The following is a 20,019-nucleotide window of genomic DNA, read 5'->3' on the forward strand; positions in this document are numbered from 1 at the left end:
CTCAACCCGACCGGGTCACGTCATCGTCGACGAAGGAGCCCCGCATGCCTCACGGCTACGCCACCATGTCCGTCGCCAGCATCCTGGCCGAGACCGCGCACCGGATGCCCGACAACGTGGCGTTGATCTTCAACGGCCAGGAGATCGCCTACCGCGACCTCTGGGACCAGACCCGCCGCTACGCGGGAGCCCTGCGCGACCTCGGCGTCGGGCCGGGCGACCGGGTGGCGTTGATGATCCCGAACGTGCCCGACTTCCCGCGCGCCTACTACGCGGTGCTCGCCCTCGGCGCGGTCGTCGTCCCCATCCACGCGCTGCTCAAAGCGGCCGAGATCGAGTACGTGCTGCGGGACTCCGGGTCGACGCTGCTGATCTGCGCGGCGCCGCTGCTGGCGGAGGGCGCGAAGGGCGCGGCGCTCGCCGGGGTCGGCACGCTCTCGGTGCTGGTGCCCGACGACATGGTCGAGCAGCTCCCGTTCCCGCGGCTGGAGGACGCAGCGGCCGGCGCCGAGCCGATCGACACGTACGTGCCGCGCGACCCGGTGGACACCGCGACCATCCTCTACACCAGCGGCACGACGGGCAAGCCGAAGGGTGCGGAGGGCTGCCATTTCGCCCTCGTGGAGCAGGTGAACGTCCTGCTCTCCGGCACCTTCGACTTCGAGCCGACCGACCGGGTGCTCGGCTGCCTCCCGCTCTTCCACACCTTCGGGCAGACCTGCGTCATGAACATGGGCTTCCGCGCGGGGGCGACCATCGTGCTCGTGCCGAAGTTCGACGGGGCGACGGCGCTGCAACTGCTCAACGCGCACGGCTGCACGATCATGACCGGCGTGCCGACCATGTACATCGCGCTGCTGGAGGCCGCCAAGACCAACCCGGAGCGGCCGCCGCTGCGCTACGGCCTGAGCGGCGGCGCGGCCATCCCGGTGGCGGTCATCGAACGGATGAAGGAGGTCTACGGCATCGACATCCACGAGGGCTACGGCCTCACCGAGACCTCGCCGGTCGCCTCGTTCAACAGCCGCGGGAAGCCGACCAGGGTCGGCACCGTGGGCCAGCCGATCTGGGGCGTCGACGTCGAGATCGCGGACCCGGAGGTGGACGACGCCATCCACCTGCTGCCGCGCGGCGAGCTCGGCGAGATCGTCATCCGCGGGCACAACCTGATGAAGGGCTACCTCAACCTCCCGGAGGCCAACGCGGAGGCGGTCGTGGACGGCTGGTTCCGCACCGGCGACCTCGGCACGAAGAGCGACGACGACTACATCACCATCGTGGACCGCAAGAAGGACATGATCGTCCGCAACGGCTACAACGTCTACCCGCGGGAGGTGGAGGAGGCGCTGTCCACGCATCCCGCCGTCGCGCTGGTTGCGGTGTTCGGCATCGCGGACGACACGCGCGGCCAGGAGATCATGGCGGCGGTCACGCTGATGCCGGGCTCCGAGGCGTCGGGGGAGGAGCTGGTCGTGTTCGCGCAGGAGCGGGTGGCGGCGTACAAGTACCCGCGGCGCGTGGAGATCCTGGAGGCCCTCCCGCTCGGTCCGAGCGGCAAGGTGCTCAAGCGCGAGCTCGTCGCCCGCTTCGAGACGCAGACCCCGGTCGGGTAGCGCTACGGCGCGGTGTCGAGCAGGCGCAGCCGGTAGGAGGAGTTGAGGTAGTACGCGGCGAGCAGTGCGTAGCTGATGCACGCCACCGCGGGCACGACCGAGTTCTCCGGTCTGCTCGCGAGCGCGCCGACGCAGGAGATGAAGGCCAGGATTGCGAGGATCCCGCCGAGCCAGAATCCCGCCGCCGGTCGCCCGGTCGCCCGCCACCAGGGTCGCGGGTCCTCGCGGTTCTCGCCCTCGCCGCGGAAGATGCGGGTCCCGACGATCACGTAGGCCACGTTGAGCACCGCGACGACCAGCACGTCGAGCGCCGGGTTGACGAGGCGGTCGATGATGAAGAAGTTGAGCGCCAGGATCCCGCCGAAGACGCCGACGACGTAGATGACCTTCCCCGTGATCGTGGTGATTCTCACGGTGCGAGCCTAGCCGCCATGCGGCGGTCGCGGAGGACCCGCCTCCGCCACCGCCGCACGAGCAGCACTGGGTCAGTTGACCTCGTTGGGGTGCGCGCTGACGCGGCCCTCGCGCTCCATCGCCGTGATCGCGGCGACCTCGGCGTCGGTCAGCTCGAAGTCGAAGACGTCGAAGTTCTCCGCCATCCGCTCGCGGCGGTTCGACTTGGGGAACACGATGTTCCCGGTCTGCAGGTGCCAGCGGATGACGACCTGCGCGGGGGTCTTGCCGTGCTCGGCGGCCGGGCCGGCGACCTCCGGGGCCTCGAACAGCGGGTACTTGCCCTGGCCGAGCGGTCCCCACGCCTCGATGTGGATGCCGTGCTCGCGCGCGAACGCAGTGACCTCCGGCTGCTGGTGCGCCGGGTGCAACTCGATCTGGTTGACGGCCGGCACGATCTCGGTGTTCGCGAGCAGCTTCTCCAGGTGCGGGACGAGGAAGTTGGAGACGCCGATGGCCTTGGCGCGACCGGTGGCGTAGATCGTCTCCAGCGACTTCCACGCCTCGACGAAGGTGTCCTTCTCGGGGGTCGGCCAGTGGATGAGGTAGAGGTCCACGTAGTCGAGGCCCAGCTTGGCGAGCGACTCGTCGAAGGCGGCCTGCGCGTCGGTCTGCCGGTCGTTCCAGAGCTTGGTCGTGACGAACAGCTCGTCGCGCGGGATGCCGGAGGAGGCGATCGCGGCGCCCACGCCCTCCTCGTTGCCGTAGATGGCAGCGGTGTCGATGTGGCGGTAGCCGACCTCCAGCGCGTCGGTGACGATGCGGGTCGTCTCGGCCGGGTCGACCTTGAAGACGCCGAAGCCGAGCTGCGGGATGGTGGTGCCGTTGTTCAGGGTCAGGAGCGGAGTATTTGCGTGTGCAACCATATCGTCCACGATAGCAAGCCCGCGCGCCCCGACCGGACCCGGGGTCGTAGGGTGAGCGCATGACGAACCGGCTGGCGGGCGCGATCAGTCCCTACCTGCGCGCGCACGCGGAGAACCCGGTCGACTGGTTCCCGTGGGGGCAAGAGGCCTTCGCCGAGGCGCGCCGCCGCGACGTGCCGGTCATCGTCTCGATCGGCTACGCGACCTGCCACTGGTGCCATGTCATGGCGCGGGAGAGCTTCAGCGACCCGGGGGTCGCCGCGCTCATGAACGAGCGGTTCGTGTCGATCAAGGTCGACCGGGAGGAGCATCCCGATGTCGACGCCGCCTACCTCTCGGCCGCCAGCGCGTTCACCGAAGGACTCGGCTGGCCGCTGACCGTGTTCGCCACCTCGTCGGGGCGGGCGTTCTTCGCCGGCACCTACTTCCCACCGGTCGCGACGGGAGGGCGGCCGTCGTTCACGCAGATCCTCGACGCGGTGGCCGACGCGTGGACCGAGCGTCGCGCGGAGGTGGAGGCCGACGCGGGCAAGGTCGGGGAGGCGCTCGCTGCTGCGGCCGCGCGCGCCACGACGGCCTCCGAGCTGCCGGACGGCCGCGCCCTCGACGCGGCGGTCGACGTGCTCGCCGAGACCGAGGACCCCTTGTACGGCGGCTTCGGCGGCGCGCCCAAGTTCCCGGTCGCCCCGGTGCTCGGCTTCCTGCTGGAGCGGCCGGCCGGCCGCGAGCTCGCACAGCGCACCCTGCGCCGGATGGCGGACTCCCCGCTGCGCGACCCGGTCGACGGCGGCTTCTTCCGCTACGCCACCCGGCGCGACTGGAGCGACCCGCACTACGAGCGGATGCTGTACGACAACGCGCAGCTCCTCGACGCGTACGCCACCGCGTGGGCGCAGACCGGCGAGGAGTGGGCGGAGCGAACGGCCGACGGCGTCGCGGCCTTCCTGCTCGGCGTGCTCCGGCGGCCCGGCGGCGCGTTCGCCTCTGCGCAGGACTCCGAGAGCGTGATCGACGGCGCCCGCGTGGAGGGCGGCTACTACCGCGTGCCGCCGGCCGAGCGCGTGACGCTCACGCCGCCCGCGCTCGACGAGAAGGTGCTCACCGGCTGGAACGGCTTCGCGATCGGCGCGCTCGCCCGCGCGGGGCGCATCCTGAACCGGCCCGCCTGGATCGCTGCGGCGGGGGAGGCGGCACGCTCCGTGCTCGCGACGCATCGCCGGCCCGACGGCACGCTCGGCCGCGCGTCGGTCGACGGAGCCGTGTCGGAGGCCGCTGCGACATTGGAGGACTACGGCGGCCTCGCCGGCGGCCTCCTGGAGCTGGCGCTCGCGAGCGGCGATGTGGAGGCCGCGACCGCCGCGAGGGAGCTGGTCGACCTGTGCCTGGGAGCCGTGGACGGCGGCGACTGTCCGTTCGGCGTGCCGGGCGGCGGCGACCCGCTGCTGAGATCGACCGGCCTCGCCGTGCGCGTCGACCCGTCGGAGGGCGCGTACCCGTCCGGCCTCACCGCGACGGCCTCGGCGGCGCACACGCTGTTCCTGATGACGGCCAGCCGCCGCTACGAGCGCGCCGCGCGCGAGGCGATGCGGCTCGTGGCAGGCCCGGCCGTCGGCGTCCCGAGCGCGTTCGGCGCTGCGCTGGCGCTGATGTCGCGACTGGAGGGCGAGCCGCAGCAGCTCGTCGTCGTGAGCGCGGACGGAGCTTCGGACGATCCCGAGGGTCTGATCGCTGCCGCTCGCCGCCATCCCGCCGACCTGGTCGCGCTCGTGGACGCGCCGCAGGGTGAGGCGCTGGCGGACGCGGGATTCGAGCTGTTCGCCGCCCGCGGCACGCGCGACGGCCTCCCGACCGCCTACCTCTGCCGCGACTTCGTCTGCAGGCTCCCGGTCACCTCGCCCGCCGGGCTCTGAGCGGACTCAGCGCACCACACAGCGTCAGCGCACGACCCGGTACGTCAGGTGCGCGACCTCCGGCGTCACCCGCGACCGCAGCAGCTCCAACTGCAGGGAGGGCACCCGGTCGAAGACCCGCTCGCCCGCGCCGAGCGTGATCGGGACGACGTGCAGCCGCAGCTCGTCCACGATGCCCGCCCAGAGCGCCTGGTTGAGCGTCTCGGCGCCGCCCGCGATCGCGACATCGGCCTCCCCGGCAGCCTCTCGCGCCAGGTCGGTCGCCGCGTGGATGCCGTCGGTGACGAACTCGAATGTCGTCCCGCCCTCCATCGGGATCGGCGCGTGCTCGTAGTGCGTCAGCACGAACACCGGCGCGTGGTACGGCGGATCGTCGCCCCACCAGCCGCGCCAGTCTCCGAACGTGTCGCCCTCGGCGGGCCAGTCGCCGCGCACCGGGCCGAACATGTTGCGGCCCATCACGTAGGCGCCCGCCGCGGTGATCGCGGCGATCTCCTCGACGTGCGCATCGCGGTACTCGAACATCCAGGTGTGCAGTCGCTCCACCCCGCGCTCGCCGAGCGGGTTCTCCAGCGACTGGTTGGGCCCGGCGGCGAACCCGTCGAGCGAGACAGCGATATCGGCAGTGACGATCCCCATGCCGCCTGGTCTACTACGCGCGCTCGACCTTGTCGAGCATCCCCCAGACCGCTTCGCTCAGTTCGGGGTGCTCCAGGGCGATCCGGCGCAGCACGCCGTACTCGAAGCGCGTGTACGTGTCGCGGCCGGCGGCGGGATGGTGCGCCCGCGACTGCTCCTCGGCGAGGTCGAACTCGTCGATCGCTCCCGCGCGCAGCGCGATGACCACCTGCTCGTCGACGCTGGGCAGGTCGGGGATGAAGTGCCAGGGGTCCTCGCCGGCGCGGCAGCGGTGCTCGATGATGGCGGAGAGCTCGTCGCGCGCCTGCTGGCGCAGCACTTCGATGCTGCTCGGGACCTGCTCGTCCACGTCGACCTCCCTTCCCCTGGCGGTGGTCCCGGCGTCGTCGCCGGTACGGTGCCACACAGCCTAAACGGCGAACGCGAGCACCGCGAAATCGGCGTGTAACGGATAGTCCACGCCCGGGTGAACACCTCCCGACCGCCCCCACCCCCAACGGCCCGCCCGACCCAGCACCGCAGCCAACGGAGGACATCCCACCCCCAGCCCCTGCGATTTCCTCCGCAAACTGACCCGGCTCGGCGTGTCACCCCGGATCTCCTCCGTTGCCAACGTCCGCGCCGTGGCGCGGGTAACGGAGGATATGGGGGCCGACACGCCGGGGCATGTCGGTCAACGGAGGAGTCCCGGGCATCCCATGCCCGGGACTCCTCCGTTGCAGACGCGAGGCCCGGCTCAGTGGGTGGGGGACGGCACGGGCCGGCTCGGGGGGTGCGGGCGGCGGGCGGGCTTAGTGGGTGCGGGAGAGTAGATAGCGGTTGAGGTCGGCGGTGAGGGCGGCGTCGACGGGGTACTCCCGGCCGTCGAGGTGGGTGATCGGGCCGGCCTGGCGGACGCTGGAGACCAGCCACAGGGCGTCGGCCGCCGCCAGCTCCTCTGCGGTGATGTGGCGGTACTCGGTCGGGTAGCCGCGTTCGGCGAAGAACGCGAACACCGCGGCCTGCGTCGTGCCGGCGAGGATGCCCTGGTCGGTCTGAGGCGTGCGGATGACGCCGTCGGCGAGCACGATCACGTTGGAGGTCGGCCCCTCCAGCGCGTAGCCGTCCGAGCTGATGAAGATCACGTCGTCCGCGCCGCGGCGGGCAGCCTCCCGCTGGGCCGCGCGGTTCACGGCGTACGAGAGGCTCTTGGCGCCGGCGAGCAGCCACGGGGAGGTCTCCGCCACGTCGTGCCGGAGGCCGCGGTCGAGCGTGACGACCTTGAGGCCGAGGCGCTGCTGCGTGAAGTCCTCGCCCTGGTCCACGAAGATCCAGCCGCTGGGCCGGCCGGTCCCCTCCACGCCGCGCGTGTAGATCAGCTTGGCGAACAGCTCGCCGCCCGCGCCGTTGCGCGACTGGTAGTCCGCGACGCCGGCGAGCACGGCCTCGTGCCAGACGTGCTCGGCGGGCACCGGGAGGTCGAGGAGCTCGGCGGAGTGCGCGAGCCGCATGAGGTGGGGTCCGAGCGCCTGCGGGTGGCCGTCGATGACGGCGATGGTCTCGAAGACGCCGTCGCCGCGGGTGATGCCGAGGTCGGTGATCCGCACCTGGGCGGCGTCGTAGTCGGCGAGGGCGAAGCCGGGGTCGCCGGTGGTGGGCTCTCCGGTCGGCACGGTGATGGTCAGCAGCGTCGCGCGGGTCATGTGCCTATTGTGCCCGGGTGCGGGCCAGAAGTCAGGGGTGCCGACTCCTCAGTCCGTCTGCCGGATGCGGAACGCGTCGTCGCCGTCCGGCGCGGCCTCCGTCACCCGCACGTCGTCCACCGCGCTCCCGGGCGGCCCGGCGCGCAGCCAGTCGAGCATCCGGCCGACGCTCGCGGCGTCCCCCTCCACCTCGACCTCCACGCTGCCGTCGGAGCGGTTGCGGGCCCAGCCGGTCACGCCCAGCCGGTGCGCCTCCTCGCGGGCGCTCCAGCGGTAGCCGACGCCCTGCACCATCCCGGTCACGATCGCCCGCTTGCGGATCGTCGTCTGTTCCTGGCTCACGCCGCCCATTCTGGCCCTGATTGAATGGGAGTGTGACCTCCATCGCCGCCCTCCGCTCCGACCTCGCCGCCGCCGGGTTCACCGTCGACGGCCTGACCGCGCTCTGGGGCGAGGAGGCCGCGGAGGCGCTGCACCGCGGGCAGCGGGTCCCGGCCGAGCGGGCGCTCGCGCGGCGCGACGCCGGACCGCTGGCGACGCTCGCCGCGCTGTTCGTGCTCGGCCGTTCCGTGAGCCGGGAGGCGGCTGCCGCGGCCCTTCCCGCGCTGGGGCTGGACGGTGCGGCGGAGTTGGGGCTCATCCGCGCCGACGCCTCCGACGTGATCGCCCCCGCCGTCGACCTCCGCCCGTACGCGTTCGTGGACGCCGTCGGCCCCGCCGAGTGGTGGATCGTCTCCGACCTCGGCGAGCTCGCGCTGGGCGGCGCCCTTCCCGAGGACCACGTCCTCGGCGTCGGCGGCGCGTCCATGACGCTCAGCGGCCTCATGCTCCAGCGCCCGGTGCGTTCGGCGCTCGACCTCGGCACCGGCTGCGGCATCCAGGCCCTGCACGCCGCCCGGCACGCCGAGCGCGTCGTGGCGACGGACATCTCCGAGCGCGCACTCCGGCTCGCCGCGCTCAACGCCGAGCTGAACGGGATCGACGGCATCGAGTTCCGGCTCGGGAGCATGTTCGAGCCGGTGGCGGGGGAGGTCTTCGACCACATCGTCTCCAACCCGCCGTTCGTCATCACGCCGCGCACCGACGGCGTCCCCGCCTACGAGTACCGCGACGGCGGGATGGTCGGCGACAGCCTGGTCGCGGAGTTCGTCGCCGGCTGCGGCGATCACCTCAACCCGGGCGGGGTGGCGCAGCTGCTCGGCAACTGGGAGTACCACGGCACGGCGGACGCCCTGGAGCGCGTCCGCGGCTGGGTGGACGCCTCCGCGCACCCGCTCGACGCCTGGGTGATCGAGCGCGACACCGAGGACGCTGCCCAGTACGCCGAGACCTGGATCCGCGACGGCGGCACCCGGCCGGGAACGACGTTCGACACGCTGCTGGGCGCCTGGCTGGACGACTTCGAGGCGCGCGGGGTCCGGGAGGTCGGCTTCGGCTACGTGCTGCTGCGGCGGGCGGAGGGCGTGCCGACCCTGCGCCGGTTCGAGCGCCTGCACGGGGCCATCGGCGCGAACCAGGCCGGGCTCGGCATCCACCTCGGCGAATGCCTGGCGGCGCACGACGCGCAGTCCGCGCTGGACGACGCCGCCTTCGGCGCTCTGCTGCTCACGGTCGCGGGCGACGTGACCGAGGAACGGCACCTCTGGCCGGGAGCCGATGCGCCCTCGGCCATCCTGCTGCGCCAGGGCGGCGGTTTCGGGCGCGTGGTCGGGGCGGACACCGGACTGGCGGCGCTGGTCGGCGCGTGCGACGGCGAGCTGAGCGTGGCCGCGATCGTCGGCGCGCTCGCCCAGCTCCTGGAGGTGGACGAGGACGCCCTGCGCGCCGACCTCCTCCCGACCGTGCGCGCGCTCGTCACGGACGGGCTGCTCCTGCTCCCGGCCTAGCGCGGCGGAAGGGCGACCAGACACACGTCGGTGAGGCGCGCGTCGGCGACGGTCGCGGTCAGGTACGTGCACGCCGGCTGGCGGCGGCGGTCGGTGGGGGAGCCCGGGTTCAGCAGCCGCAGCCCTCCCGGCGCGACCGTGTCCCACGGGATGTGCGAGTGCCCGAACACCAGCACGTCCGTGTCGGGGAAGTCGCGCTCGCAGCGCTTCTCGCGTCCCTTCGCCTGCCCGGTCTCGTGGACCATCGCGAACTGCAGACCGCCCAGCTCGAACCGCGCGATCTCCGGCAGCCGGCGGCGCAGGCCGGGGCCGTCGTTGTTGCCCCACACCCCGATCAGCCGCCGCGACCGCTCCTCCAGCAGGTCGAGTGTCGCCTCGTCCACCCAGTCGCCCGCGTGCAGGACGACGTCCGCCGCCTCCACCGCGGCCAGCACCTGCGGCGGCAGCGTCTTCGCCCGGAGGGGGATGTGGGTGTCGGACAGCATCAGAAGCTTCACGTCGGCAAACGGTAGGCGATTCGGCGCGGCGAGGCTAGCGTCTGGGGCATGGACCTCAGGACCCTCGGAAACAGCGGAACCATCGTGTCCGCCTTCGCCCTCGGCACGATGACGTTCGGCGCGGAGGCCGACGAGCCGACCTCGCACGCCATCCTGGATCGCTTCGTCGACGCCGGCGGCACCCTCATCGACACCGCCGACGTGTACAGCGCGGGGACGTCGGAGTCGATCATCGGCCGCTGGCTGTCCCGTAAGCACGGCGCCCGCGACCGGCTCGTCATCGCGACCAAGGCGCGCTTCCCGATGGGGCCGGGCTCCAACGACCTCGGCCTGTCGCGCACCCACCTGCGCAAGGCGCTGGACGACTCGCTGCGCCGGCTCGACGTCGACCACATCGACCTCTACCAGATGCACGCCTGGGACTACCTCACCCCGCTGGAGGAGACGCTGCGCTTCCTGGACGACGCGGTGACCGCGGGCAAGATCGGCTACTACGGCTTCTCGAACTACCTCGGCTGGCAGCTCACCAAGGCGGTCGCCGTCGCGGACGCCTACGGCTTCGTCGCGCCGGTCACGCTGCAGCCGCAGTACAGCCTGCTGGTGCGTGGCATCGAGCACGAGGTCGTCCCGGCCGCACTGGACTCCGGGATCGGCCTGCTGCCGTGGTCGCCGCTGGCCGGCGGCTGGCTGAGCGGCAAGTACCGTCGCGACGAGGCGCCCACAGGTGCGACGCGGCTCGGCGAGAACCCGAAGCGCGGGATGGAGGCCTTCGACGCCCGCAACGCCGACGCGCACACCTGGGAGGTCATCGACGCGGTGCAGTCCGTCGCCGAGGAGACCGGTGCGAGCATGTCGCAGGTGGCGCTCGCCTGGCTGGTCGACCGGCCGGCGGTCTCCAGTGTGATCCTCGGTGCCCGCACGCTGGAGCAGCTCTCCGACAACCTCGCGGCGGGCGACCTGGAGCTGAGCGACGACCACCTCTACCGGCTCGACGACGCGAGCGCGCCGCGCACCGAGGTGTACCCGTACGGGCCGCAGGCGGTCGCGCAGCGGCACCGCAGGCGCGAAGGCGGGCGCTGAGCCGGCTCGCGCCCGACGAGCATCGAGGGGTCGCAACACGCCGCCATCTCCTTCGCTGACGGCGTGTCGCGTCCCCTCTGCGTCACTTAGCGCGGGCCCGGGACGACCGTCAGCACCCGCTCGATGTACTCGAAGAACGACACCATGAAGCGGCGGAGCAACGCCTCCGTCGCCTCGTTCGTGACCGTCCCGTCGTCCTCGATCAGCCCGGGCTTGAGCTGGATGTAGGCCTCCGGCGCGTTCATCTGCGGCGCCTGCAGGAAGCTCAGCACACTGCGGAGCTGCTGCTGCGCCACCGCGGTGCCGATCGGGCCGGTGGACGCCCCGATCACGGCCGTGGCCTTGCGCGCGATCACGTTCTCGCCGTGCGGCCGGCTCGCCCAGTCGATCGCGTTCTTCAGCGCGCCGGGGATGGAGCGGTTGTACTCGGGCGTGATGAACAGCAGCGCCTGCTGCGCCGCGATCGCCGCCTTGAAGTCGCGGACGACCTCCGGGAAGTCCCCGTCGTAGTCGCGGCTGTAGAGCGGCAGGTCGCCGATCCCGATATCGGTGAAGACCAGCTCCTCCGGCGCCAGCTTCAGGAGCGCCGTCGACAGCCTGCGGTTGATGGACCCCGACGAGATGCTGCCGACGATGTAGCCGACCCGGTAAGGCGGTTGGAGCTCGTTGACCGTTGCCATGCCGCCAGCTTGCCCCCGGCCCCGCACGGTGTCGAGTCCTGCACCTGAGCCGTCCGTGCCTCCATCTGAGTCCTAGGCACGCCGGAATAGGGCATCTTCCCGATGTGGGAGGGGGTCCTTAGCGACGAGGGTGGGGTCATCGAAGAAAGCAGTTCGACGAAGGGTGTGGGGATCATGATGCTGTCCGAGGAGTTCGTGGCCGCGAGGGTGTACGCGGGGGATGCCCAGCGGGCCGAGCGCGACCGGGAGCTGCTGCGCCGCATCCGCGAGGAGCGGGTGGAGCGCAGAGCGGAGCGGGCGTCCGGACGCCGGGCGCGGCACGCGGCGCCGGCGGTCCAGGAGGCCGCGGCCGCGCCGGTCACGGCGCCGCCTGCGACCGGCTCCGAGGCTGCTGCGCTCGCCGCAGGGGCGGCTCCAGAGGCCGCGCGCGAGGAGCGGCGGGAGCTCGCCCACGCCGGGCGCTGACCACCGTTCTGCCGTGGGCGAAGCGTGGCAGAGCGGGGGTCCGGATGTCGGTGGTCCATGGCACGATGAGGCCATGCGATCACCGGCCTCCAGCCCCACGATGATCGGGCGCGAGTCCGATCTCGAGGCGCTGCGCGAGGAGCTCGACGGGGTTCGTCGCGACGGTGGTCTGCGCGCGGTCGTGATCGGCGGGGAGGCGGGCATCGGCAAGTCGCGGCTGCTCTCCGAGTTCCTGGCGGAGGCCGAGGGGTCCGCCACGGTGCTGCTCGGCCGGTGCGTCGACCTCGGCAACGACGGGGCTCCGTACGCGCCGTTCGCAGCCATCCTGCGCCGGCTCATCGAGCTGCGCGGGCTCGACGCGGTGCTGGAGGCCGCCGGCCACGGCGCCGGCGCCCTCTCCGTGCTGCTGCCGGAGCTGGCCGACGACTCCGCGGTGCCGGCGCGCACCGGGGCCGAGCGGCTGTACGAGCTCGTCACGGTGCTGTTCGAGACGGTGTCCGCCGACCGTCCGCTCGTCCTGGCGGTGGAGGACCTGCACTGGGCCGACACCGCGACGCTCGAACTGCTCCGGTTCATCGTCCGGATGGCCGAGCGCGGGCACATCCTCGTCCTGCTGAGCTATCGCACCGACGAGATCACGCGCGGCCACCCGCTGCGCGCCTACCTCGCCGAGCTGGAGCGCACCCGCCGCGTCACGCGCTGGGAGCTCGCCCGGCTCGGCCGCGCCCAGGTGGAGGCGCTCATCGAACGCCTGCTCGGCTATGAGCCCGACGCCGCGACGGTCGACCGCGTCTACATGATGAGCGAGGGCGTCCCGTTCTTCGTCGAGGAGCTGATCGGCATCGACGGGCTCACGACCGGCGAAGACCTGCCGGAGACACTGCGTGAGCTGCTGCTCGCCCGGTTCGAGAAGCTCAGCGACCCCGCCCAGCGGCTGCTCCGCCTGGTCTCGGCGGGCGGGTCCTGCGTCGACCACGAGCTGCTCAGCGCGGTCTACGACGGCACGCCGGACCAGCTCGACGCGGCGGCGCGGGAGGCCGTGGTCGCCAACGTCCTGGTGGCCGACTCCACCGAGTACACCTTCCGGCATGCGCTCGTGCGCGAGGCGATCCATGCCGACCTGCTGCCGGGGGAGCGCGGCCGGTTCCACATGCGGTTCGCCGAGGCGCTGGAGGCCAGCCCGCAGCGCTCGGCGGCCCAGCTCTCCACGCACTGGCTCGCCGCGCACGACCTGCGACGCGCGTTCATCGCGTCGCTGGAGGCCATGAGCGAGGCGCGGATGTCCTACGCCTACATGACGGCCGCGGCGCTGGGCGACCGCGCCCTGGAGCTGTGGGACAGCGTGCCGGACGCCGACGAGCTGAGCGCGCAGTGGATGAAGGGCGGAGGCCGCACGGAGCTGCTGTCCCGCACCGCGTCGGCGCTGCGCAACGCGGGCGACAACGAGCGCGCGCTCGCCCTCATCAACATGGCGCTCGAGACGGCGGAGGGTCTTCCTCCCGCCCGGCAGGCGCGACTGCTGCGCGACAAGGCGCAGTACCTCCAGAACCTCAACCGCATGGGCGTCCAGGAGCTGCTGCAGAGCGCGCTCGACGTCGTGCCGCCCGGCACGCTGCCGGAGGGCGACGGCCTCCGCCTCCAGCTGCTCGCCGAGCTGGCCGCCCGGTACATGCTCGCGGCCCGGTTCGACGACGCCGTGACCGTCGCGACGCAGGCGATCCAGGAGGCCGGCGACGGGTCGCCCGCGCTGCGCTCGGTCGCGCACAACATCCTCGGCAGCTCCCTGGTGTCGCAGGGCGCCGTGGAGCGCGGGCTGGCGGAGCTGGACGAGGCGGGGCGGCTCGCCGAGCACGACTCCTCGGCCGAGCTGCGCTACGCGGTCAACGCGTCCGACGCGATGAACAACCTCGGCCACTACGCCGAGGCAGTGCGGCTCGCCGAGGTGGGCGTCCGCGAGGCCCGCGCCCGGGGCGTCGAGCGCTCCACCGGCGTCATCCTGTCCTCCAACACCGTCGAGCCGCTGCTGGCGCTCGGCGAGCTCGACCGGGCCGAGTCGCTGCTCGAGCCGGCGCTCGCCCTCGACCCGCCGCCGACCTTCCGCGCGCACCTGCAGCGCATGAAGCTGTGGATCACGCTGTGGCGCGGCGACCTCGAGACGACGGAGACCCTGCTGCGCCGCTGGCACAGCGGCCTGCGCACGCTCGGCGAACTCGAGGTCCAGTCCGAGCTCGGCGTCGCCCGACTCGCCGCCGAGGTCGCGATCGCACGCGGCGACGCGTTCGACGCCTGGGAGCACACCGCGCCGGTGCGCGCGTCGACCCACCGCCCGCTGCCCGCCTACGACCTCCCGGTGCTCGCCGCAGCAGCGCGCGCCCTGGCGGATGTGGCGTTCCGCTCAGCACAGGAGCGCGCCGAGCGCGACACCCCGGTCGACGTGGCCGAGGAGGCCGCTCGTCTCGAGGCCGCGCTCGCCGCCATCGAGGACTGGCCGACCGCTGTCGCGTGGGGCCCGGTGATCCGGGCCGAGCTCGCGACCGCGCTGGCCGCGGCATTGGACGAGACGGGGTCGGACCTGTCCGCCGCCGAGCGTTTCGATGGTGCCCGGGCAGCCTGGGAGGGCGCCATCGAGGCGACCGCGTCGCCGCTCGCCCCCGCGCACCTGCGTCCTTACGCGCTCGTGCGCGCCGCGCGGGTCGCCCGCGCCGCGGGAGACCGCCCTGCCGCGGAACGCCTGGCCATCGCCGGACGCGACGAGGCCGCTCGCTCGGGCTTCGGACTCCTCGTCGAGTCCGCGGTGGCCCTGATCTCGTCGCGCGGCGCCCGCGCGGCCGGCGGCCCGGCCGGCCCCGGCGCCCCGCTCACGGAACGCGAGGAGCAGGTCCTGGCCCTCATCGAGCAGGGCCTGAGCAACAAGCAGATCGGCGAGGTGCTCTTCATCTCGGCCAAGACCGCGAGCGTCCACGTCTCGAGCATCCTCCGCAAGGTCGGCGCCGCCAGCCGCACCGAAGCCGTGTACCGCGCGCACGCCGCCCGCTAGCCTGCAGCCGTACTCGCGCGGATCCCCTTCGCCCTCCGCGCGCGAACGCCATCCACGAAGGGCACGTCGTTGTCACTTTCGCACGCGAAAAGTGACAACAACGTGCCCCTCGGCGGCCTGCGACGCGCGCTCAGCGCTCGGCGGCGACCGCGCACACGATGCACAGCTCGGTCGTCGGCCGGGCCTCCAGCCGCGGCACGCCGATCGCGCGCCCGCACGACGCGCACATCCCGTAGCGTCCCAGCCGGACGCGCTCGCGAGCCGCGTCCACGTCCGAAATGTCCGCCGCGATCTCCGAGCGGAGGGCGTGCAGCCTGCTCCACTCCGAGCTCAGCGTCGGGCCCTCCGGGTCGTGCTCGTCGTCGGCGGTCGACTCCGACCGCGACGACAGCAGTGAGCCCAGCGCCTCCGCGACCCGTTGCGACTCCGCGACGCCCCCACGGCGTCGCTCGTCCAGCATCCTGTCGAACCCCTCCAGCTCGTCGATGGTCAGTCCGACGTCCTGGACGATGTAGAGCTCTCGTGTGTCCGGTGATCCGGTGTGCATCTGCGCACCCCCTTCCGATTCCCCGCCGGTCAGCGTACGCCGGGGTTTTCGTATCCGACGTAGGCTCGGCGCGTGCCTTCGTTTCGTGTGATCATCCCCGTCGGCCTCCTGCGGCCCGACGTCGCCCCGACCGACATCGAGCCCGCTGCCGCCGCCGCGGTGGCCGAGCTGACGACCGTCGAGGCGTCGAGCGTCGACGTCGTCAGCCGGGAGGCGCGGATCACCGTGCGTTTCACCGCGGACGGCGCCCACGACGCGCTTCGCATCGCCCAGCACGCGGTCGCCGTCCTCGGCTCGCTCGCGGACACCGGCGACTGGCGGCTCACCGAGCGCGTCGGCGGCCGCTGGTTCCGCCGGGCGTGACCTGGCGGCTCAGACCGTCGCCGGCAGCGACGCCTCGATGAGCCCGACGATCCGCGGGTCGTCCGGCTCCAGCTGCGGCCGGAACCGGTGCACAGCGCCCTCCGGCGTGATGACGAACTTCTCGAAGTTCCACTTCACCTTGCCGGCCTTGCCGTCGATGTCCGGGTGCGTGGTCAGCTCGGTGTAGAGCGGGTGCGCGTTGCGGCCGTTCAGCCGAACCTTCTCCATCATCGGGAACGTGACGCCCCACGTCGTGGAGCAGTACTCCTTGATCGCCTCGGTCGAGCTGAGCTCCTGGAGGAACTGGTTGCTCGGGAAGCCGAGCACGGTGAAGCCGCGGTCGCCGTAGGTCTCCTGCAGCTGCTCCAGCTTCTCGTACTGCGGGCTGAGGCCGCAGCGGGAGGCGACGTTGACGACGAGGATGACCTTGCCCGAGAAGGCGGCGAGGCTGGTCGGAGCTCCATCGATGGTGTGGAACGGGATATCCATCAGGGTCATGCTTCGAGCCTACTTCCCGATACGGGAGTGTATGCGCGGTTGAGGCGAAGACCCAGGAACGCGGCGCGCCGCGACTCAGGCGCTCGCGAGCGGCGCCGCCGGATCGGACGCCCACTCGTTCAGCGACCCGTCGTAGACGGTCACGTCGTCCCGGCCGAGCAGCGCCAGTGCGAGGGCGTCGGCCGCCGCCGCGATCCCGCCGCCGCAGTACGCGACGATCGGGTCGGGGGAGGCGAGCACGTCGGCGAAGAGGTCGCGCAGTCCCGCGGCCGGCAGGAACGCGTTGGTCGCGCGGTCGACGAGCCGCAGGGCCGGCGCGCTCACGCTGCCCGGGATGTGCCGGGCGGCGAAATCCTTCGGCGGGGTGCCGCAGACCAGCGTCCCGGTCCGGTCGCCGGCGAGGAGCGCCTCCACGTCACCACGGTCGCTCCAGAACCCCGGCAGCTCGGCGGCGCCGAACCGGCCGGCCGGCTCGGGCGCGACGGGCCCCGACTCCAGCGGCCGGCCCTCCTCCCGCCATTTGGTCACGCCGCCGTCGAGCACCGCGACGCGGTCGTGCCCGAACGAGCGGAACAGCCACCACAGCCGCGCGGCCCACTGCCCGACCGCGCCGTCGTAGACGACGACGGTGGTGGTGTCGGCGTCCACGCCCAGCGCCGCCGCGGCCGCGGCGAACGCCTCCGCGCCCGGGCGCGTGAACGGGAACGGCCCGGCCGGATCGCTGAACCGCTCGAGCAGGTCGGCGAACACCGCACCCGGGACGTGGCCCTCGCCGTGCCGCCCGATCCCGCTCACGTACTCCGTACGCCCGTCGGCGCCGCTGACCGCGACGACCGACGCGTCGACCACGAGGAGCCCGTCCGACCCGAGATGGTCGCACAGCCACTGCGTCGACACCAGCGGCCCAGCCAGCGCGGCGCCGACCGCGGCGCCCCGGTCCTCGCCGAGGCTATCGGGATCGGGGACGGTCGGCTCGCCGGATTGCGCGGTCGTGAGAGTCATGCGCACCACGCTAACGGCGGCCCCCGACGCTGACTACGGGACGCGCAACCGTGCGTAATGCGCGTGGCGGGCGCTGGTTCGGTGGCGGGCAGCGCAGTCGTTTGACGTCGACTACGGGACGCGCAACCGTCTGTAATGTGCGCCTCAGCACTCGATGACGTTGACCGCCAGGCCGCCCTCGCTGGTCTCCTTGTACTTGGTCGACATGTCCAGGCCGGTCTGGCGCATCGTCTCGATCACCGTGTCCAGCGAGACCAGGTGCGAGCCGTCGCCGTGCAGGGCGAGGCGGGCGGCGGAGACGGCGGTGGAGGACGCGATCGCGTTCCGTTCGATGCACGGGATCTGCACGAGGCCGCCGACCGGGTCGCAGGTGAGGCCGAGGTGATGCTCCATCGCGATCTCGGCCGCGTTCTCGACCTGGGTCGGCGTGCCGCCGAGTACCGCGCAGAGCGCACCGGCGGCCATCGCGCACGCCGAGCCGACCTCCGCCTGGCAGCCGCCCTCGGCGCCCGAGATGGAGGCGTTCGCCTTGAACAGCGAGCCGATCGCGGTCGCGGTCAGCAGGTATTTGCGGATGCCGTCGAGCGTCGCGCCCGGCACGAAGCGCAGGTAGTAGTGCGCCACCGCCGGCACGATCCCCGCGGCGCCGTTCGTCGGCGCGGTGACGACGCGGCCTCCCGAGGCGTTCTCCTCGTTCACGGCCAGCGCGAAAGCGTGCAGCCACTCCAGCGACGTCGCGCGCCCCGGGTCGTCCTCGACGCTCTCCAGGTGCTCGCGCATCGCGGCGGCACGACGCTTGACGCCGAGCCCGCCGGGGAGGGTCCCGTCGCCGGCCAGCCCGCGCGCGACGCACTCGGCCATCGCCTCCCAGATCAGGTCGAGTCGCGCGTCGGTGGCGTTCTCGCCGTGCAGGGCGATCTCGTTGCGTCGGGCGACCTCGCAGATCGGGATGTCGAGCCGCGCGCAGATCGCGAGCAGCTCCGCGGCCGAGTCGTACGGCAGCGGGTGCGACGCGCGCGCGGCGAGCTCGGCCTCCTCGCCGTCGCGGCGGATGAAGCCGCCGCCGATCGAGTAGTAGGTCTCCTCCAGGAGGGGGAGCGGCTCGCGCGTGCCGTCGGCGCTGCTGCCCCAGGCGCGCAGGGTGAGCGCGTTGGGGTGGCCGGGGAGGCGCGTCCGCGGCTCGAAGTCGATGTCGCCCTTGCTGAGCGGGATGTCCCGCACGCCCGCGAGGCGCAGCGTCGTGCCGTCGCCGATCCCGGACCAGGCGCCGCGGACGTCGTCGGGCTGGCAGTTCTCCGGCTCGTTGCCGCGGAGGCCGGCGACGACCGCGTCCGGCGTGCCGTGCCCGATCCCGGTCGAGCCGAGGGAGCCGTACAGAGTGCAGGTGACCTGGTCGACGTGCTCCACGAGCCCGTCGGCGACGAGGCGGTCGGCGAACGCCTTCGCCGCCCGCAAGGGTCCGACGGTGTGCGAGCTCGAGGGCCCGATGCCGATCGAGAACAGGTCGAAGGCGGAGACGTACGCAGTCACTTCTCCAGTGTACGTCGCGGATTGTGGGGGATTCCCGCGTGAGGCTGCGCATCGGCGCAGAAATCCCGCGCAGAACTCAGGTTTCGCGAACCTTCACCCGCGCGTCACCCGGCGGGCACCAGGTGGTGTCCAGACCGCCCTCGACGGGCGTGTACTCGATGAGGAACTGACCTCCCTCGTCCGGTCCCTCCACCACGACGCCCGGGCGGTCCCCGAGCCAGACGGTCGTTCCGACGCCGATGTCCATGCCGGTCACCCTACGCCCGCGCGCGGCGAACGGAGGACTTCCGCCCGCCGCGGCTGCCGGATGACCGCTTCCGGAGGAGTTCCGGCGCCTTTCCGCCACAATCTCCTCCGTTACCCACACCGCAGGGTCGCCGCCCGCCAGGCGCCAGCGGAGGATGCCCGGCCCCGATCCGGCCGGATCTCCTCCGTTCCCTGCTGTGGGACGGTGTAGCGACGCGGATCTCCTCCGTTCGCTACGCAACCAAAGTTGACAAATCGGAATAAGCAACTAAAGTTGCTCTCATGAACCCTCCCATCCCGGCTCCGGACCCGCTCGGCGGGGTCGCCGACGGCCTCGCCGCCGTCGTCGCCCTCCGTGAGCTCGCCGACCGACTCGAAGACGCGGAGGTCGAGCACGCCCTCCGCGACGGCTGGAGCTGGACCCAGATCGCCGACGCGCTCGGCGTCACCCGCCAGGCCGTGCACAAGAAGCACCTGCGCCGCGTCGCCGCCGCAGGCGTAGCCCTCAGGAGACGAAATGTCTGACATCCCCGGAACCGCCAACAACGCCCCCGGCCAGCCGCTCTCCAAAGCCCTGCGCTCGGTGGTGATCGCCTCGGTCACCGAGGCTCAGCGCCGCAACGCCACCCTCGTGGAGGCCGAGCACCTGCTGCTCGCGCTCTCCCGCGACGGCAGCGGCGCGGTCCGCGACGTGCTCGCGTCCGCCGGACTCGACCCCGCCGGCCTGGAGGCCGCACTGCTCGCCGAACGCGAGACCAGCCTCCGCGTGGCCGGCGTCACCCCGCCTCCGGAGGAGCGGCTCATCGCGTCTCCCCGCGTCGCCCGCCCGCGCTGGGGCGCGTCGGCCAAGGAGGCGCTCACCCGCGCCCACCGCGTCGCGTCGGCGCATCGCCGCCAGCGCTCGGCGGAGGCCGACCTCGTCACCGCGATCTTCGGACTCGAGCTCGGCACCGTGCCGCGCGCACTGATCCTGGCCGGCGTCGACCGGCCCGCGGTCGTCGCGGCGCTGCGGAGCGTGGCCTGAC

Annotated in this window: 22 protein-coding genes; 9 read left to right on the forward strand and 13 right to left on the reverse strand. The window is 72.7% G+C overall.

The genetic code is table 11. The features are described 5' to 3' along the window. Positions 1-44: 44 nt before the first annotated feature. Positions 45-1,613: a long-chain fatty acid--CoA ligase gene (locus tag ACFRFH_RS19040; protein ID WP_382464559.1), complete on the forward strand. Its 1,569-nt coding sequence runs from the start codon at positions 45-47 to the stop codon at positions 1,611-1,613. A gap of 2 nt (positions 1,614-1,615) precedes the next feature. Here ACFRFH_RS19040 and ACFRFH_RS19045 read toward each other — a convergent pair whose 3' ends face one another. After that, entirely contained in the window at positions 1,616-2,026 is a 411-nt protein-coding gene (locus ACFRFH_RS19045) for a hypothetical protein (RefSeq protein WP_382464560.1), read from the reverse strand. A gap of 72 nt (positions 2,027-2,098) precedes the next feature. Then, entirely contained in the window at positions 2,099-2,932 is an 834-nt protein-coding gene (locus ACFRFH_RS19050; RefSeq protein WP_382464561.1) for an aldo/keto reductase, read from the reverse strand. A 59-nt stretch (positions 2,933-2,991) separates the two neighbouring features. Here ACFRFH_RS19050 and ACFRFH_RS19055 point away from each other — a divergent pair, with 59 nt between their 5' ends. Next, a complete protein-coding gene (locus ACFRFH_RS19055) occupies positions 2,992-4,842 on the forward strand; it encodes a thioredoxin domain-containing protein (RefSeq protein ID WP_382464562.1) in 1,851 nt (616 codons plus the stop codon). A gap of 24 nt (positions 4,843-4,866) precedes the next feature. On the opposite strand, the gene ACFRFH_RS19060 is transcribed toward ACFRFH_RS19055, so the two are convergent. From ACFRFH_RS19060 to ACFRFH_RS19075, 4 genes are all read right to left on the reverse strand, one after another. Further along, positions 4,867-5,481, reverse strand: a complete 615-nt coding sequence (locus tag ACFRFH_RS19060; RefSeq protein ID WP_382464563.1) for a dihydrofolate reductase family protein — start codon at positions 5,479-5,481, stop codon at positions 4,867-4,869. A gap of 13 nt (positions 5,482-5,494) precedes the next feature. Continuing rightward, positions 5,495-5,830 carry a hypothetical protein gene (locus tag ACFRFH_RS19065; RefSeq protein ID WP_382464564.1) on the reverse strand — a complete coding sequence of 112 codons (336 nt, stop codon included), beginning with the start codon at positions 5,828-5,830 and terminating at the stop codon, positions 5,495-5,497. Positions 5,831-6,272: 442 nt separating this feature from the next. Then, complete coding sequence (locus tag ACFRFH_RS19070; protein ID WP_382464565.1) at positions 6,273-7,163, reverse strand: aminotransferase class IV; 891 nt, start codon at positions 7,161-7,163, stop codon at positions 6,273-6,275. 48 nt (positions 7,164-7,211) lie between these two features. Next, positions 7,212-7,505 carry an acylphosphatase gene (locus tag ACFRFH_RS19075; protein WP_382464566.1) on the reverse strand — a complete coding sequence of 98 codons (294 nt, stop codon included), beginning with the start codon at positions 7,503-7,505 and terminating at the stop codon, positions 7,212-7,214. A gap of 32 nt (positions 7,506-7,537) precedes the next feature. On the opposite strand from ACFRFH_RS19075, the gene ACFRFH_RS19080 reads away from it, so the two are divergent. Further along, positions 7,538-9,049, forward strand: coding sequence for a methyltransferase (locus tag ACFRFH_RS19080; protein WP_382464567.1), 1,512 nt, complete (start codon positions 7,538-7,540; stop codon positions 9,047-9,049). On the opposite strand, the gene ACFRFH_RS19085 is transcribed toward ACFRFH_RS19080, so the two are convergent. After that, a complete protein-coding gene (locus ACFRFH_RS19085) occupies positions 9,046-9,546 on the reverse strand; it encodes a metallophosphoesterase family protein (RefSeq protein ID WP_382464568.1) in 501 nt (166 codons plus the stop codon). The genes ACFRFH_RS19080 and ACFRFH_RS19085 overlap by 4 nt on opposite strands. Positions 9,547-9,594: 48 nt before the next feature. On the opposite strand from ACFRFH_RS19085, the gene ACFRFH_RS19090 reads away from it, so the two are divergent. Next, entirely contained in the window at positions 9,595-10,626 is a 1,032-nt protein-coding gene (locus ACFRFH_RS19090) for an aldo/keto reductase (protein WP_382464569.1), read from the forward strand. 86 nt (positions 10,627-10,712) lie between these two features. On the opposite strand, the gene ACFRFH_RS19095 is transcribed toward ACFRFH_RS19090, so the two are convergent. Next, the gene (locus ACFRFH_RS19095; protein ID WP_382464570.1) at positions 10,713-11,306 is read right to left on the reverse strand and encodes an NADPH-dependent FMN reductase; all 594 of its coding nucleotides are present in this window, start codon (positions 11,304-11,306) and stop codon (positions 10,713-10,715) included. 174 nt (positions 11,307-11,480) lie between these two features. Between ACFRFH_RS19095 and ACFRFH_RS19100 the strand changes: the two genes are divergently transcribed. Both ACFRFH_RS19100 and ACFRFH_RS19105 read left to right on the forward strand, forming a co-directional pair. Beyond that, on the forward strand, positions 11,481-11,771 hold the full coding sequence (locus tag ACFRFH_RS19100; protein ID WP_382464571.1) for a hypothetical protein: 291 nt from the start codon (positions 11,481-11,483) through the stop codon (positions 11,769-11,771). A 73-nt stretch (positions 11,772-11,844) separates the two neighbouring features. Next, the gene (locus tag ACFRFH_RS19105; protein ID WP_382464572.1) at positions 11,845-14,808 is read left to right on the forward strand and encodes an AAA family ATPase; all 2,964 of its coding nucleotides are present in this window, start codon (positions 11,845-11,847) and stop codon (positions 14,806-14,808) included. 130 nt (positions 14,809-14,938) lie between these two features. Here the strand turns inward: ACFRFH_RS19105 and ACFRFH_RS19110 are convergent, their stop codons facing one another. Next, entirely contained in the window at positions 14,939-15,355 is a 417-nt protein-coding gene (locus tag ACFRFH_RS19110; RefSeq protein ID WP_382464573.1) for a TraR/DksA family transcriptional regulator, read from the reverse strand. Between the two features lie 72 nt (positions 15,356-15,427). Between ACFRFH_RS19110 and ACFRFH_RS19115 the strand changes: the two genes are divergently transcribed. After that, the gene (locus tag ACFRFH_RS19115; protein ID WP_382464574.1) at positions 15,428-15,718 is read left to right on the forward strand and encodes a hypothetical protein; all 291 of its coding nucleotides are present in this window, start codon (positions 15,428-15,430) and stop codon (positions 15,716-15,718) included. A 9-nt stretch (positions 15,719-15,727) separates the two neighbouring features. Here the strand turns inward: ACFRFH_RS19115 and ACFRFH_RS19120 are convergent, their stop codons facing one another. From ACFRFH_RS19120 to ACFRFH_RS19135, 4 genes are all read right to left on the reverse strand, one after another. Beyond that, positions 15,728-16,216, reverse strand: coding sequence for a glutathione peroxidase (locus ACFRFH_RS19120; protein WP_382464575.1), 489 nt, complete (start codon positions 16,214-16,216; stop codon positions 15,728-15,730). 75 nt (positions 16,217-16,291) lie between these two features. Next, positions 16,292-17,218, reverse strand: a complete 927-nt coding sequence (locus ACFRFH_RS19125) for a sulfurtransferase (protein WP_382464576.1) — start codon at positions 17,216-17,218, stop codon at positions 16,292-16,294. Positions 17,219-17,362: 144 nt separating this feature from the next. Next, positions 17,363-18,748, reverse strand: coding sequence for an L-serine ammonia-lyase (locus ACFRFH_RS19130; RefSeq protein ID WP_382464577.1), 1,386 nt, complete (start codon positions 18,746-18,748; stop codon positions 17,363-17,365). 76 nt (positions 18,749-18,824) lie between these two features. Continuing rightward, positions 18,825-18,995, reverse strand: coding sequence for a hypothetical protein (locus ACFRFH_RS19135; protein ID WP_382458500.1), 171 nt, complete (start codon positions 18,993-18,995; stop codon positions 18,825-18,827). A 281-nt stretch (positions 18,996-19,276) separates the two neighbouring features. Here ACFRFH_RS19135 and ACFRFH_RS19140 point away from each other — a divergent pair, with 281 nt between their 5' ends. Together ACFRFH_RS19140 and ACFRFH_RS19145 are read left to right on the forward strand one after the other, a co-directional pair. Then, positions 19,277-19,519: a helix-turn-helix domain-containing protein gene (locus ACFRFH_RS19140; protein ID WP_370054275.1), complete on the forward strand. Its 243-nt coding sequence runs from the start codon at positions 19,277-19,279 to the stop codon at positions 19,517-19,519. Next, the gene (locus ACFRFH_RS19145) at positions 19,512-20,018 is read left to right on the forward strand and encodes a Clp protease N-terminal domain-containing protein (protein WP_382464578.1); all 507 of its coding nucleotides are present in this window, start codon (positions 19,512-19,514) and stop codon (positions 20,016-20,018) included. The genes ACFRFH_RS19140 and ACFRFH_RS19145 overlap by 8 nt, the downstream gene beginning before the upstream one ends. Position 20,019 lies beyond the last annotated feature (1 nt).

Source organism: Leifsonia sp. NPDC056824, from assembly GCF_042789575.1.
Classification (GTDB): Bacteria; Actinomycetota; Actinomycetes; order Actinomycetales; family Microbacteriaceae; genus Leifsonia.

Excerpts from the sequence above, each read along its gene's own strand:
- ACFRFH_RS19040 (WP_382464559.1), top strand. The coding sequence starts at position 45 with ATGCCTCACGGCTACGCCACCATGTCCGTCGCCAGCATCCTGGCCGAG.
- ACFRFH_RS19050 (WP_382464561.1), bottom strand. The coding sequence starts at position 2,932 with ATGGTTGCACACGCAAATACTCCGCTCCTGACCCTGAACAACGGCACC.
- ACFRFH_RS19055 (WP_382464562.1), top strand. The coding sequence starts at position 2,992 with ATGACGAACCGGCTGGCGGGCGCGATCAGTCCCTACCTGCGCGCGCAC.
- ACFRFH_RS19060 (WP_382464563.1), bottom strand. The coding sequence starts at position 5,481 with ATGGGGATCGTCACTGCCGATATCGCTGTCTCGCTCGACGGGTTCGCC.
- ACFRFH_RS19070 (WP_382464565.1), bottom strand. The coding sequence starts at position 7,163 with ATGACCCGCGCGACGCTGCTGACCATCACCGTGCCGACCGGAGAGCCC.
- ACFRFH_RS19090 (WP_382464569.1), top strand. The coding sequence starts at position 9,595 with ATGGACCTCAGGACCCTCGGAAACAGCGGAACCATCGTGTCCGCCTTC.
- ACFRFH_RS19095 (WP_382464570.1), bottom strand. The coding sequence starts at position 11,306 with ATGGCAACGGTCAACGAGCTCCAACCGCCTTACCGGGTCGGCTACATC.
- ACFRFH_RS19100 (WP_382464571.1), top strand. The coding sequence starts at position 11,481 with ATGATGCTGTCCGAGGAGTTCGTGGCCGCGAGGGTGTACGCGGGGGAT.
- ACFRFH_RS19105 (WP_382464572.1), top strand. The coding sequence starts at position 11,845 with ATGCGATCACCGGCCTCCAGCCCCACGATGATCGGGCGCGAGTCCGAT.
- ACFRFH_RS19110 (WP_382464573.1), bottom strand. The coding sequence starts at position 15,355 with ATGCACACCGGATCACCGGACACACGAGAGCTCTACATCGTCCAGGAC.
- ACFRFH_RS19120 (WP_382464575.1), bottom strand. The coding sequence starts at position 16,216 with ATGACCCTGATGGATATCCCGTTCCACACCATCGATGGAGCTCCGACC.
- ACFRFH_RS19125 (WP_382464576.1), bottom strand. The coding sequence starts at position 17,218 with ATGACTCTCACGACCGCGCAATCCGGCGAGCCGACCGTCCCCGATCCC.
- ACFRFH_RS19135 (WP_382458500.1), bottom strand. The coding sequence starts at position 18,995 with ATGGACATCGGCGTCGGAACGACCGTCTGGCTCGGGGACCGCCCGGGC.
- ACFRFH_RS19140 (WP_370054275.1), top strand. The coding sequence starts at position 19,277 with ATGAACCCTCCCATCCCGGCTCCGGACCCGCTCGGCGGGGTCGCCGAC.
- ACFRFH_RS19145 (WP_382464578.1), top strand. The coding sequence starts at position 19,512 with ATGTCTGACATCCCCGGAACCGCCAACAACGCCCCCGGCCAGCCGCTC.